We start from the raw sequence: 13631 nt of genomic DNA on the forward strand, positions 1-13631 counted from the left end.
GTCAACGATTCCTTGTTGCGTTGATGACGGCTTCGGTTTGTCCGTTGCGCGCGGTGAAAATCGCATCGAGCCGGTCGTTGCCGCGCTGCATCGCGAGCGCGCTACCCAGCACGCGCCCTGATCCGTCGAGCTGAAACGCGGGCGCCTGCGCAACCGTCGACCAGCCTCGCTGTGCGAGCTGACTCGCATAGCGGCGTGCGTTGTCTCTGGCGTTGCCGGACATCTGGATGAGCCAGGTCCGTCCTGCCTGACCAGGATCGCGGCTTTCGACATCGCTGATCGTTGTACCTTCAGGCAACGGGATCGCCGAACCGGCAATCGCGTGCGACGCTTTCTGCTCGCTGATCTGCATGATGCTCAGCGTGCCTTTCGTGGGCGCACCCTCCTGCGCATCGGGGATCGTGAGCACGTAAAGGCACGCGTCGTCGAGTGCGCTCAGCACGAGTCCGTCCGGTCCGCGTACGCCTTTTGCAGGAACGTCCTCCTGCGTCCAGAATTCGCGGAATGCGCTGGACACATCGTCGGCCGTTCCGGCGAAGTCCAGCGTGCGGACCGAGGTCGGCACACCGTTGACGAGCATGTCGAGACCGATCGCCTGGACGCGTTCCGCCTTGACGGGTTGTTTGTCGCAGGCGGCGTGCGCATTGCCGGCATGCACCAGCAGTGCTGCACAGGTCAACGCCACAGCACGAAGAACCGGATGGATCATCGTCATGGCGAGAGACGGTCGGCAGGAACCACGTCACGTTCGATACGGCCGAACTGCAGCGTGTCGATTTCGGGCGCGTACTTTTTCAGGCCCATATACAGCGATGGACTGACGAGGCTTGCATTCGCCGCAGGCGTGGCCGCGGTGAAGAGATGCTCGCCTTTCGCCGCGCCTTCGGAGAGCCACGTGTTGGCGAGCACCACGTTCGTATCGCTGAACGTCAGGCCGCCGAAGCCCGGCCAGATATTCCTGAGTGCGTCGCTATCTTTCGCGATCGATACGCTGAGCGTACCCGTCTGCAGATTGCGCGTGGCCAGATTCATCGATGCATTGAACGTGCCGCTACCCGACGTCGACATCGAGCCGAACGGTTCCGCGCTGTACTGCGCGAGATTCGCCGCCGGGCTTTCGCCACGATTGCTGCTGACGACGACGTCATCGGTTGCGCCGAGAAACGCGTGGCCGCCATGGTCTTCCCACATGGCCGGCGCGACAGCGGGCAGCCGGTTGTTCAACCGGTCGTCGCCCGCGATCGGCGCGCCGTTTTGCGCGAGCATGCGCTGGATGACTTCGCGTTGCAGTTCGATGTCGCTCTTGGCGGGTTGCTGCGTGCCGGAACCGTACTGGCTGTACCAGTCGTCGTCACCGGATGTCGCCGGCGACGAATCCATCGTCGCGCCGTTGTCCCAGACCGTGCGTTCCCACGCGACATAGCGCGCGCCCATCAGTGTCTTGTTGCGCACGTCGTTGAACTTGCCGAGCGTCGCGACGGCGAGAAGCAGTACGCCCATGACGAGCGCAGTGGCGACCAGAAACTCGGTCATCGCCTGGCCGTGCTGCTGCGGCCGTCGGAAGTGTGTGCATTTCATGGCTGGACCGCCTCGCTTGCCGGAATCTGCGCGGTGCGCGCGGCGTCCCGTTCGGCGTCGCTGGTGGGCGCGAGCGTGGCCTGCCAGTACGGGCTGAACGTGTCGGGGAATTCGGTCTTGCCGTCCGCGCGCAGCCAGTCTTTCGCGTGAAGCAGGGCGCCGCTGATCGTCGCGTCCAGCGCGCCCGGGTTGGGGCGCACGAAATACGCGTTCGCGCTGGCGAGCGCGCGCATCACGCCGCCTGCGTCGGCAGGCGTCACGGCCATTCGGCCGCCGCCTTGCAGACCCTGCGTTTTGACGCGGGTCTCGCTTGCGCGCTCGACTTCGATCGTGATGCGCGGTGCCGCGCTGGTCACCGGCGCGCCGTTGATGTCCTGGTACGGCAGCAGCCCGCCATTCGAGAGATCGAGCGATGTGCCGGGGCCGTCGCCGATTTTTTGCGCGAGGCCCTCGGATACGCCGAGGCCTGGTGTGCCGGTCGTGTGATCGCCGAAGTTGTAATAGCCGCCATAGCCCTGCCAGTCGGACCATGCGACGAAAGGCGGCGACTTCAGATAGCTTTCGACACCCTGCACCCGCACGTCGCCGTTTACGCTGCCTCCGGTTCCCGCGATAACGGGCAACGTCATGTCGAGGCAACTGACGTAGACGGACGCCATCGTCGCATCGATCGCCTCCCAGCCTTTCTTGTCCTGACGCAATTGCGTGCCGCCGTTGTGAAACGCACGCACGCTCACGGTCGCGTTGGGGCTGAAGCGGCATCTGGTACCGCCCGAGTCGTCGAGTTCCTGGTATTGCGGGCCTGTACTGCGCGTCGCGGAACGGTCTTTCAGGAAGGCATCGAGTGTGTCGGCATCGGTGACGACATCGGCGAAATGATCCGCGCCCGACGAGCCTGCGGGCGTCACGATCTGCGTGTAGTTCGTCCACGCGGCGAGCTGCGTCGCGTTGCGCGCGCTTGTGAAATAGCCGGCCGTCACGTGCGTGTCGGGCTGGTTCTGCTGCGCGACGGCGTCCGCCGTTTGCGGCGCGGTGACGAGCGTGGCGGCGTGATAGTTGAGCTGCGCGTCGCTGAGCGCGCGCGTGATGCGGCCAATACCGCTGGCTACTGTGGGCAGCAGCGCGTCGAGCGTCGCGCGTACCGGTGCGATCTCGGCGTGTCCGGCCTGCTTGGGCGTTTGCCAGAGCACGGGATGATCGGCGTAGACATTAACCGTGTCATCGACCCCAGACGGTCCGTACGTCGCCTCCAGGTCGTCGATCCACGATTTCAGCGCACCGGCCTGGGCGGCGGTGACCTGGTTGGCGACCATCGCGCGATTCGTGTACGCGGCGAAGTTGTAGTCGCGCGCCTGCAGCACTGCGGCGCTGTACGCAGCGGCGTCGGCGGTGTTCTGCAGCTTGATGCGGGCGCTTGTCATCTGAAAGGAATTGAAGGCGACAAAGAGGCCAATGCCGCCGACCAGAAGAAAAATCAGGGCAGAGACCAGCGCCTGCCCGCTGGCGCCGGCGACCCTGGCCCTGCCCGTGCGGGCAGAGCGGTTCATGGTGGGTTGCAGACTTAGTGGTTCTGCATTTCCCCGTTGTTATTCGCGTTATACGTGCCCATGTCTTTCTTCTGGTTGCCGTTGGTCGAGGCAGAGTCGGCGTTGTCCTGGGCATTCTGGATATCGCCAGAAGCGTTCTTGCCCGACATTTCCTGCGCGAGCCCCGACGTCTGGTTACGGATCGTCTGGCCGAAAAGCGAATAAACACCGATTGCCGAAACCGCGATCAACGCGACGATGATGATGTATTCGGTCATGCCCTGGCCGCGTTGACGGCTTTTAATGCGAAGCTGGGAAATTTGCATGGTTTATATGTCTGGTATTAATGTTGGAGGAAGATGCGTCGCTGGTTAAAAAAACTGCGATACGCAAATAAATAAATCCAGATAATTGATTTACCGTCACGATCCGTTTAATCGAACCGGGCTGGAATTGTAGAAAAACGCCTTGATGTCCGGTTGCGGAAATTTCCCCATCTTCTACGCGATCCGTCTCTCCCTTATTCCCCGATGATGCCGACCGGTAAAGAGTCAGGGCGAATTCGCCCGGTTCTGATCAGTGCCCGGAAACGCTTCCCAGTTTCCGGTTCTGGTACGTCCTGAAAGTACCGGGTGTTGACGAAAATTCCTACATCGATTCAGTACCGCCCGATATAACCGGATCGAACCAGCCGATAAAGTTGCAGCGCGATAAACAGGATTGCCACCCTGTGTGCGGCGAGAAGCCGTTTAGACAATCGTCATATCCGGTTCCCGAAGAGGGCTTTTGCAAGGTGAATTACGCATTGCAAAAGTGAAAAGAATCCATTGGCAATTTTTGAGGTTGTAATAGGCGATGAACAAGGTACATAAGTCTGTCTGGAATGAGTCGGTGGGCGCGTGGGTCGCCGCGTCCGAACTGAGCACGGCGAAGAAGAAGGGGTCCTCGCGGCGAGCGCGGGTTGCGGCGGTCGTGCTGGGTGCGGGCGCGGTGTCGGTCGCGCCGGCCGCGTTTGCCGGGGCGATAGTCAACTGCGCGGGCAATGGAACGGATGCGGCCAGCAGCCAGTGGATGAATGCGGCGGACGGCTCCTCGTGGAACGGCGAGGCATGGGGCGGCGCGATTGGCTCGATGGGCGAAGGCGAGTGCGGCGGCGGCTCGGGTGTCGTCATGAGCGAGTACAACTCGGGAAACGGTGGCGTAAGCGGATCGAGCGCCTACATCACCGTGGGACAGACGGCCTACAACGGAGCGGGCGTGGTCACGCTGTACGGACCCGGCGGCATTACGTTGCGCGGTGACACGACCACCACCGGTACCGCCACGTTCCAGGCCGGCGCCGACATGAGCGGCACGAAAATCGTCAACGTCGCCGACGGCACTGACGCAAACGATGCCATCAACTACGGTCAGCTATACGAACACACGCGTTACTTCAAGGCCAATTCAATCTCTGACGCGCCGGAAAGCGATGCCAGCGCCACGGGCAGCGACTCTGTCGCAGCCGGACCGTGGGCACTCGCGGGCGGCGCGACCTCGACAGCGCTCGGGCGCGGGGCCGGTGCGATGGGTGTGGGTTCGGTGGCGCTGGGTGCCAATTCGAACGCGGTGCTGGACCAGTCGGTCGCGCTCGGTTCGGGGGCAAATGCGGTGAGCGTCGGATCGGTTGCGCTCGGTTCAGGTTCGGTCGCAAGCCGGGGTAACGCGGTATCGGTGGGTTCGAGCACGATGCAGCGTCAGATCATCAACCTGGCGAAGGGCACGGCCGGCACCGATGCGGTCAATCTGGACCAGATGAATGCGGCGATTGCGGGGTCGTCGGGCGGCGGTTCGCCCGATGCCGTGATGTACGATTCGGCGACGCACGATCATGTCACGTTGGGCGGCGCGAGTTCCGGAACGCCGGTCGCGTTGACCAATCTTTCAGCAGGTCAGGTTGCAACGGGCAGCAAGGATGCGATCAACGGCTCGCAACTGTACGGCACGGCGAACAGCGTTGCGGATGCGCTCGGTGGCAATTCGACCGTTGGCACAGACGGGAAGATTTCGAAGCCGTCGTACACGGTGGATGGCAGTACGTATAACGACGTCGGTTCGGCGATTACCGCGGTCGATGCGAAGGCCGCAGCGGGTCCCGTGGACGGCGTACGTTACGACACCTCGGCGCATGACAAGGTGACGTTCGGCGGTGTTGGCTCGACCACGCCTGTGATGCTGACCAATCTTGCAGCAGGTCAGGTTGCCGCGGGTAGCAAGGATGCGATCAACGGCGCGCAGCTGCATGGCACGGCGAGCAGCGTCGCGAGCGCGCTCGGCGGCAACTCGACTGTTGGCGCGGACGGCACGCTCAGTAACCCGGCTTACACCCTCGATGGCAACACATATAACGACGTGGGCACAGCGTTGGCCGCCGTCGATGCCAAGGCATCGACAGGCTCTGCTGACGGCGTGCGTTACGACACTTCGGCGCATGACAAGGTGACGTTCGGCGGTGTTGGCTCGACCACGCCTGTCATGCTGACTAACCTGGCGGCGGGTCAGGTTGCAGCGAGCAGCAAGGATGCGATCAACGGCGGGCAGTTGTACGGCACGGCGAGCAGCGTCGCGGAACCGTGACACGTCGGATACGAATGGGATGGTCACGAAAACGCCGGACCTGAACAACCTGCTGGAGCGGCAGGCCGACATGATGAGTGCGGCGAGCGCGGCCGGTCAGGCAGTGGCGACGCAGATCGGCAACTTCGTCGGACATCTGGCTAACTGCCTCGAACTGCAAACGCAAGTCATAAGACGGGCCGCGCTCGTTCTCATCAAACACCAGTTCATCAAAACTGACATTGAGCGTCTGTGCCAGGCGTGTCAGGGCTTCTAAGGTCGGTTGAGCCGATCCTGCTTCATATCGACGAATCTGATTGATGTGCAGCGTCGTGGCCTCGGCCAGTTCTTGATTTGCATCCGGTAAAAACATCCGCGATATCCGGCTGCCAGGCGTTCAGCGTGGACGCAACACGACGGCCCCGTGCCGCTGGGGTTGCTTCGTGGTGCGATGTAATTGAGATGGGCGGAACATGCCTTCTGGCAGACTCGCGTCTTTAGGCCATAACCCGCGTCGAGGAAGAAATTGCAGATGGAAACGCGCATCATGGAAAACCGGTTTGCACGCTCCCGTCGCGTTGGAAGAAAACCTGTATCGACAACGGCGGATGTGTCGGGTGCGTGTGTTCGCTTCAATCGACAACTACACCCCGACGAACGCAAGTGGGCAATTCGACAATGCGAAGCAATTCGCGCAGTTCTGCGAGGATAAGACTGGCCAGTCGATCATGCCCGATCAGGCGCAGCAGATACTGTTGGCCAATGGGTATCGTTTGGTCGATGTAGCGGCAAGCCAAGGTCCGGGAAGTAATGCGGCGGCGATGGCCTATATCAACCAGAACGGCAACGGACTGTTTACGGCGACGCCGACGGAGTACGACAGTTCGTTCGTGTATGGCAACAAGGATGGTTCGCTGACACCCGAACAGAATGCATTGCCAGGCCACGACGCGCACACGCAGATCGGCGTGGCGGCAGGCACGGGCGTTGGCTTGGTCGCATCTGGTGCTATTGCACCGGTGGTTGCTACGGCATGGGGGTTGGGCACGGCGTACGATTTTGCTGGAGATGCGATCAGTCATGCGATGGGACTACGGTGGTCACTATTCTTTGGCTGCTGATGACGTGCGATTTTTTCTGATTCTGGGTGCATGTTTGCGTGTGGTGTTCTCGATATTTGTAGTGATTCAATATATTCGCACCGGAAGTAACGGCTAAAGAAGCAACCTCATGAAACTCAGAAAAAGGCTGGCGGCGCTGCCGCTCACAGCCCTGGTATCGCTCGCGTCGAACGCGCAGCATGCGCCCACGCCAGCGGACGAAGCCGCCGCCGCGCGGGCCAACGCCGGGCAGAACCAGCAAATCCAGCAGCAGCGTGACGCACAGCAGCGTGACGCGACCGTGCAGGCTCCCGCAGTGCGCTCGACCGTCCCCACATTCGAGGACCATCCACTGCTGCCGGTCGAGACGCCATGCTTCCGCATCGGCAGGTTCGCGCTCAATGTCCCGACGACGCTGCCTGATGCCGTGCGCAGCAGGGGCGCCTCAATCCTGGCACTGGACCCGTTCGCCTTCGTACGTGAGTGGCTCGATCACTACAAGGGACAGTGCGTCGGCAAGTCAGGCATTTACATACTGACCAAAGGGCTGCAGCAGGCGATCCTGAGCCGTGGCTATGTCACGACGCGCGTGCTCGTCCCGCAGCAGGACCTGTCCAGCGGCACGCTGGCCTTAGCGCTCGTCCCCGGCATCGTGCACCAGCTCCGCTTTGCGGACCCTGACACACGCGGCACCCTGAAATCCGCATTCCCGGTAAGCGACGGTGACCTGCTGGACCTGCGCGACCTTGAGCAGGGGCTGGAGCAGATGAAGCGCGTCACGTCGCAGGACGTGGACATGAAGATCGAGCCGACCGATACACCCGGCGAAAGCGATGTCGTGGTGACAGTGAAGCGCTCGAAGCCGTGGAGCTTTGTCGCATCCGTCGATAACTCGGGTACGGACGCGACCGGCAAGTGGCAAGGCAACATGAGCCTCGGCATCGACAATCCGCTCGGTCTGAACGATGTGTTCACGGTCGGCGCGAACCAGGACCTTTCGTTCGGCAACAAGTCGCTCGGTTCACACGGATTCAATGGCTCGTATTCCGTGCCGTGGGGCTACTGGACGGCCACGCTGTCGGGCAACACGAACACCTACTACCAGATTATCGCGGGCGTGAACCAGACGTTCGTGTCCAGCGGCAATTCTCAGACGGCCGCACTCAGGCTCGCGCGCGTATTAAGGCGCAGCCAGAGCGATGTATTCGGCGTGGAATTCCAGCTATCGAAGCGTTTCGGCGAGAGCTTCATTGACGACACCGACATACCGCAGCAGCGGCGCAACAACACGTTCATCGAAGCGGGCCTGACCGACCGGCATTACTTCGGCGCGTCGCAGTTCGACGGCACGCTTGCTTACCGCCAGGGGATCGGCGGGCTTGGCGCGACATCCGACCCGTATCCAGACGGCCCCACATATCGTTACCACATGGCTGTGCTCGATGCGAACCTGTCGGTGCCGTTTGCGGTCGCCAGCCAGAACTTCCGCTACGTGACGACCGTACACGGCCAGTTCACCGACGACACGCTGTTCTATCTGGACGACCTGACCATCGGCAGCCGTTACACCGCGCGCGGCTTCGACGGTGAAACCATGCTGGCTGCAGAGAAAGGTTTTTACTGGCGCAACGAGCTGCAACTACCCATCGGACAGACGGGACAGGCACTGTACGCGGGAATCGACTATGGCCGCGTGTTCGGCCCGAACACGGCGTTTCTCGCCGGGACGCAACTGGCGGGCGCAGTGATCGGCATCCGCGGTGGTCTGCCGTCGCGCTTTGTCGGTGTTTCCTATGACCTGTTCGCGGGTACGCCGATCTACAAGCCCAAGGGATTTTCAACTTCGCGTGTGACCGTGGGCGTGCAGGCGACGGCACAGTTCTAGTCGCAATGGCGACAAGGCCGATGCTCTTGAAAGCAGCGCCCATTTGCAGGACGAACGCGTGGCGCGCGGAATCCAGCGAATAACCGAAAAAAAAGCCCGACCAGGTCGGGCTTCATAAATTGCCGCAACCCCGAAGGGCCGCGGCACCTGCAAAAGCTTTCCGCTAATGCAACGCTTACGCTGCGAGCAGCGAGCGCAGAACGAACGGCAGAATGCCGCCGTGCTTGTAGTAGTCGACTTCGATCGGCGTGTCGATACGCAGCAGAACCTGCACGCGCTTCTCTTTGCCGTCCTTGCCGCGAATCACGAGCGTTACTTCCTGCTGCGGCTTGAAGTCGCTGCCGAGGCCTTCGATGTCGTACGTTTCCTCGCCGGTGATGCCAAGCGACTGGACGCTGTCCGAGCCCTTGAACTGCAGCGGCAGCACGCCCATGCCGACCAGGTTCGAACGGTGGATCCGCTCGAAGCTGCGCGCGACCACGACCTTGACGCCCAGCAGTTGCGTACCCTTCGCTGCCCAGTCACGCGACGAGCCCGTGCCGTACTCTTCGCCCGCGAAGATGACGGTCGGCGTGTCCGCTGCGATGTACTTCATCGCGGCGTCGTAGATGGACATCTGTTCGCCGGACGGCTGGTGGATCGCCAGGCCGCCTTCCACACGCGTACCGTCTGCCTTCACCGGGATCATCAGGTTCTTGATCCGGACGTTCGCGAACGTGCCGCGCATCATCACGTCGTGGTTGCCGCGGCGCGAGCCGTAGCTGTTGAAGTCGGCCTTCTGCACGCCGTTTGCCTTCAGCCACTTGCCTGCCGGCGAGTCTTCCTTGATCGAACCAGCCGGGCTGATGTGGTCGGTCGTGACCGAGTCACCGAAGATGCCCAGTGCGCGCGCGCCCTTGACCGCGGCGATGCTCGCAGCCGGCGTCATCGAGAAGTCCTTGCCGAAGAACGGCGGCTCAGCGATGTACGTTGACTTCGGCCAGTCGTAGACCTGACCTTCCTCGCCTTCGATCTTGCTCCACAGGTCGCCCTTCTTCGTCAGATGGGCGTAGTTCGCGCGGAATGCGTCGGCGTCCAGTGCGAACTTGAGCAGTGCATTGACTTCGTCGCTGGTCGGCCAGATGTCGCCCAGGTAGATGTCCTTGCCGCCCTTGCCCTTGCCGACCGGTTCCGTCATCAGGTCGTGCGTGATGTTGCCGGCGATCGCGTAAGCGACGACGAGCGGCGGCGAAGCCAGGAAGTTCGCGCGGATGTTCGGGTGAATACGCGCTTCGAAGTTACGGTTGCCCGACAGCACGGCTGCCGCGACGATGTCGTTCTTCGTGATCGCTTCGTTCAGTTCCGGCGTGAGGTCGCCGGCGTTACCGATACAGGTCGTGCAGCCGTAAGCAGCGAGCGTGAAGCCGAGCTTGTCGAGGTACGGCAGCAGGCCCGTCTTCGTCAGGTATTCGGTGACGATACGCGATCCCGGTGCGAGCGATGTCTTGATGTGCGGTGCCACCGTCAGACCGGCTTCGACGGCCTTCTTCGCCAGCAGGCCGGCGGCCAGCAGCACGCTCGGGTTCGACGTGTTCGTGCACGACGTGATCGCGGCGATCAGGATGTCGCCGTTCTTCACGTTCACGCCGTTCGACGTGACGTATTGCGCGTCGAGGTCAGCGGCCTTCTTCGCAAAGCCGTTTTCGCCGACCGGCTTCGAGAACAGTTCCGTGAAGTTCGATTTCACGTTGCCGATTTCGATACGGTCCTGCGGACGCTTCGGACCCGCCAGCGACGGTGCAACCGTGCCGAGGTCGAGCGTGACGACCTTCGTGTAGTCGATCTGGCCAGCCTTCGGAATACCAAACAGGCCTTGCGCCTTGAAGTAGTTCTCGAACGCGGAGATTTCGGCGTCGGTGCGGCCCGTGCCCTTGAAGTAGTCGATCGTCTTTTCGTCGACCGGGAAGAAGCCCATCGTCGCGCCGTATTCCGGTGCCATGTTGCCGATGGTCGCGCGGTCCGGCAGCGACAGCGACTTCGTGCCTTCGCCGAAGAATTCGACGAACTTGCCGACGACCTTCTCCTTGCGCAGCAGTTCGGTGACGGTCAGCACCAGGTCGGTGGCCGTCACGCCTTCGCGCAGCTTGCCCTTCAGCTCGACGCCGACCACGTCCGGCGTGAGGAAGTACACTGGCTGGCCGAGCATGCCGGCTTCCGCTTCGATGCCGCCCACGCCCCAGCCCACCACGCCGATGCCGTTGATCATCGTGGTGTGGCTGTCGGTGCCGACGAGCGAATCCGGGTAGTACACGGTGTCGTTGCCGTCAGTCTTCTTGTGCACGCCGCGTGCGAGGTATTCGAGGTTCACCTGGTGAACGATACCGACGCCTGGCGGCACGACCTTGAACGTATCGAATGCCTGCATGCCCCACTTCATGAACTGGTAGCGCTCATTGTTGCGCTGGAATTCCAGTTTCATGTTCAGGTCAAGCGCGTTCTTTTCGCGGAAGTGATCGATCTGCACCGAGTGATCGACAACCAGATCGACCGGGACCAGCGGTTCGATCGACTTTGGGTCCTTGCCGACGCGTTTTGCGACGCCGCGCATGGCAGCGATGTCGGCAAGCAGCGGCACGCCGGTAAAGTCCTGCAGCACCACGCGGGACACGACGAACGGAATTTCGTCGACGCGCGCTGCGTTCGGCTTCCAGTTGATCAGTTGCTGGATGTGTTCTTCGGCGATCTTCTTGCCGTCGTAGTTACGCAGCACGGATTCCAGCACGATGCGGATCGAGACCGGCAGACGGTCGATCTTGACGTTGAGTGCCTTACCAAGTTGCGGCAGCGAATAGAACCTGGCTTTGCCGGAACCGCTGTCGAATTCCTTGAGCGTTTTGTGGAGATTGTGGGCCATGATTTTTTCCTGGGGTTTTCGAGGAAATGACGTTGCTACGTTTCTACTAACTAGATCACATACAGATCGACGTATTCATTGACCGGCGTGGCTTCGAGCCTTGCCTGATCCAGCGACACGTCGAGAATCGCCTGTTGCTGCTTCGCCGGGAAACGTCGGGCGAGGTTGGTTTTAAACTTCTCGACCAGCAGCGGAATGCCGTCGGTGCGGCGACGCTTGTGGCCGATCGGATATTCGACGACGACCTCGTCGAACTTCGAACCGTCACTGAATTCGACCGTGAGCGCGTTCGCGATCGAGCGCTTTTCCGGGTTGTGATAATCCTGCGTGAACTGCGTGTCCTCGACGCATTCCATCTTGTCGCGCAGCGCATCGATACACGCGTCCTGGGCGATCGAATCTTCGTAATCGGCTGCCGTCAGGCGACCGTGAATCAGCGGCACGGCGATCATGTACTGGATGCAGTGATCGCGGTCGGCCGGATTGTTCAGCGGACCCTTTTTATCGATGATGCGAATCGCCGCCTCGTGCGTGCGGATCGTGATCTTGCTGATGTCCTCGACTTTTTTGCCGGCTGCACGCAGCTTTTCATGCAGGGTCATCGCCGCTTCCACCGCGGTCTGCGAGTGGAATTCGGCCGGGAACGAGATCTTGAACAGCACGTTCTCCATCACGTACGAGCCGTACGGACGCTGGAACTGGAACGCGTTGCCCTTGAAGAGCACGTCGTAAAAGCCCCACGTTTTAGCGCTCAGCACGGACGGATAGCCCATTTCGCCGGTCTTCGCGATCAGCGCGAGACGCACGGCGCGCGAGGTCGCGTCGCCCGCGGCCCACGACTTGCGCGAGCCCGTGTTCGGCGCGTGACGGTAGGTGCGCAGCGAATGACCGTCGACGAACGCGAGCGACACCGCGTTGATGAGCTCATCGCGCGTGAGGCCGATCAGCTGGCCGACCACGGCGGTCGAGGCGAGCTTCACGAGCAGCACGTGATCGAGCCCGACCTTGTTGAACGAGTTTTCGAGCGCGATGCAGCCCTGGATTTCGTGCGCCTTGATCATGCCGACCAGGACGTCTTTCATCGTCAGCGGTTTTTTGCCCGCGGCGATGGCGTTACGCGAGAGCCAGTCGGCGGTGGCGAGAATGCCGCCGAGGTTGTCCGACGGATGGCCCCATTCAGCGGCGAGCCACGTGTCGTTGAAGTCGAGCCAGCGGATCATCGCGCCGATGTTGAAGGCGGCCTGCACCGGATCGAGCTGGAACGAGGTGCCCGGCACCTTCGCGCCGTTCGGCACGATCGTGCCGGGCACGATCGGTCCCATCAGTTTCGTGCAGGCGGGGTACGTGAGTGCCTCGAGTCCGCAGCCGAGCGTGTCGATCAGGCAGTTACGCGCTGTTTCGAGCGCGAGCGTGCTGTCGATCGTGTAGTTGAGCACGTAATCGACGATATCGACGAGAACTTGATCCGGTTCGGGCCGGACGTTGGAGATCGGTGCGGACATCGAGGCTTCCTGGTGAAGATAATTACTTGCTGGTCTTGTTCAGCTCGTTCGACTGCGTCGGAGCCGGCGCGCCTTGCAGCATCGCAGCGGTTTTGCATTCGTCGGCGAGACGCGAGCTGTCCTTGTCCGAGAACAGCATGGCCTTGGTCGGGATCACGACCAGATCCATGCCGGTAGCGGCGTCGTGAAAACGGTCGGCGCCAGTCGTCGTGACTTCACGCGGCAGGTTGTAGTTCTTCGAGCCCCAGTGAACCGTGACGATCTGGTCGCGCTTCATGTCGCCCTTCATGTCGAACGACAGACCATCGCTGCACGACCATTTTTCCGAACCATCCGGTACCGGATCGACCTTCGCTACTGCGGCGGCCTTCGGCTTGCGTTTGATCAGGCGTTTCGGTTGCGGCGCCTTCGGTTTGGCCTTCGTGGTAGCCGTCGCGGTCTGCGCGAAAGCGGCGGGGGTGGCGACCAGCAACGTCGTGGAGAGCGCGCCAGCGATGGCGGCGATCAGCAGTTTTTTCATCGGAGAAACCTTTCTATCTAATATCAGTTAAA

General features: G+C 61.7%; 10 protein-coding genes and 1 pseudogene. 3 read left to right on the top strand and 8 right to left on the bottom strand.

Annotation, left to right across the window (positions count from 1 at the left end; all coding sequences use genetic code 11):
* Position 1 precedes the first annotated feature (1 nt).
* From LPA34_RS12170 to LPA34_RS12185, 4 genes are read right to left on the bottom strand one after another with little or no spacing between them, the layout of a single operon-like run.
* Positions 2-715 (bottom strand): hypothetical protein, encoded by a 714-nt coding sequence (locus LPA34_RS12170; protein WP_228978359.1) that lies wholly within the window; start codon positions 713-715, stop codon positions 2-4.
* Entirely contained in the window at positions 712-1578 is an 867-nt protein-coding gene (locus tag LPA34_RS12175; RefSeq protein ID WP_228978360.1) for a type 1 periplasmic-binding domain-containing protein, read from the bottom strand. The genes LPA34_RS12170 and LPA34_RS12175 overlap by 4 nt, the downstream gene beginning before the upstream one ends.
* The gene (locus tag LPA34_RS12180; protein ID WP_228978362.1) at positions 1575-3125 is read right to left on the bottom strand and encodes a pilus assembly protein TadG-related protein; all 1551 of its coding nucleotides are present in this window, start codon (positions 3123-3125) and stop codon (positions 1575-1577) included. The genes LPA34_RS12175 and LPA34_RS12180 overlap by 4 nt, the downstream gene beginning before the upstream one ends.
* 14 nt (positions 3126-3139) lie before the next feature.
* Positions 3140-3430, bottom strand: coding sequence for a Flp family type IVb pilin (locus LPA34_RS12185; RefSeq protein ID WP_228978364.1), 291 nt, complete (start codon positions 3428-3430; stop codon positions 3140-3142).
* A 529-nt stretch (positions 3431-3959) separates the two neighbouring features.
* On the opposite strand from LPA34_RS12185, the gene LPA34_RS12190 reads away from it, so the two are divergent.
* The gene (locus LPA34_RS12190) at positions 3960-5720 is read left to right on the top strand and encodes an ESPR-type extended signal peptide-containing protein (protein WP_228978366.1); all 1761 of its coding nucleotides are present in this window, start codon (positions 3960-3962) and stop codon (positions 5718-5720) included.
* Between the two features lie 79 nt (positions 5721-5799).
* Here the strand turns inward: LPA34_RS12190 and LPA34_RS26965 are convergent.
* Positions 5800-6072, bottom strand: a pseudogene (locus LPA34_RS26965) (helix-turn-helix domain-containing protein); the annotation flags it as partial.
* A gap of 187 nt (positions 6073-6259) precedes the next feature.
* Between LPA34_RS26965 and LPA34_RS12200 the strand changes: the two are divergent.
* Together LPA34_RS12200 and LPA34_RS12205 are read left to right on the top strand one after the other, a co-directional pair.
* Positions 6260-6820 carry a hypothetical protein gene (locus LPA34_RS12200; protein ID WP_228978371.1) on the top strand — a complete coding sequence of 187 codons (561 nt, stop codon included), beginning with the start codon at positions 6260-6262 and terminating at the stop codon, positions 6818-6820.
* Between the two features lie 109 nt (positions 6821-6929).
* On the top strand, positions 6930-8684 hold the full coding sequence (locus LPA34_RS12205; protein WP_228978372.1) for a ShlB/FhaC/HecB family hemolysin secretion/activation protein: 1755 nt from the start codon (positions 6930-6932) through the stop codon (positions 8682-8684).
* A gap of 175 nt (positions 8685-8859) precedes the next feature.
* On the opposite strand, the gene acnA is transcribed toward LPA34_RS12205, so the two are convergent.
* The 3 genes from acnA to LPA34_RS12220 are packed head-to-tail and all read right to left on the bottom strand — an operon-like array spanning position 8860 to position 13599.
* Complete coding sequence (acnA, locus tag LPA34_RS12210; RefSeq protein ID WP_228978373.1) at positions 8860-11577, bottom strand: aconitate hydratase AcnA; 2718 nt, start codon at positions 11575-11577, stop codon at positions 8860-8862.
* A gap of 50 nt (positions 11578-11627) precedes the next feature.
* On the bottom strand, positions 11628-13079 hold the full coding sequence (locus LPA34_RS12215) for a bifunctional 2-methylcitrate dehydratase/aconitate hydratase (protein WP_228978375.1): 1452 nt from the start codon (positions 13077-13079) through the stop codon (positions 11628-11630).
* Between the two features lie 22 nt (positions 13080-13101).
* The gene (locus LPA34_RS12220) at positions 13102-13599 is read right to left on the bottom strand and encodes a hypothetical protein (RefSeq protein ID WP_228978376.1); all 498 of its coding nucleotides are present in this window, start codon (positions 13597-13599) and stop codon (positions 13102-13104) included.
* Positions 13600-13631 lie beyond the last annotated feature (32 nt).

Origin of the sequence: Paraburkholderia gardini (genome assembly GCF_907164575.1) — a bacterium.
Lineage (GTDB): Bacteria > Pseudomonadota > Gammaproteobacteria > Burkholderiales > Burkholderiaceae > Paraburkholderia > Paraburkholderia gardini.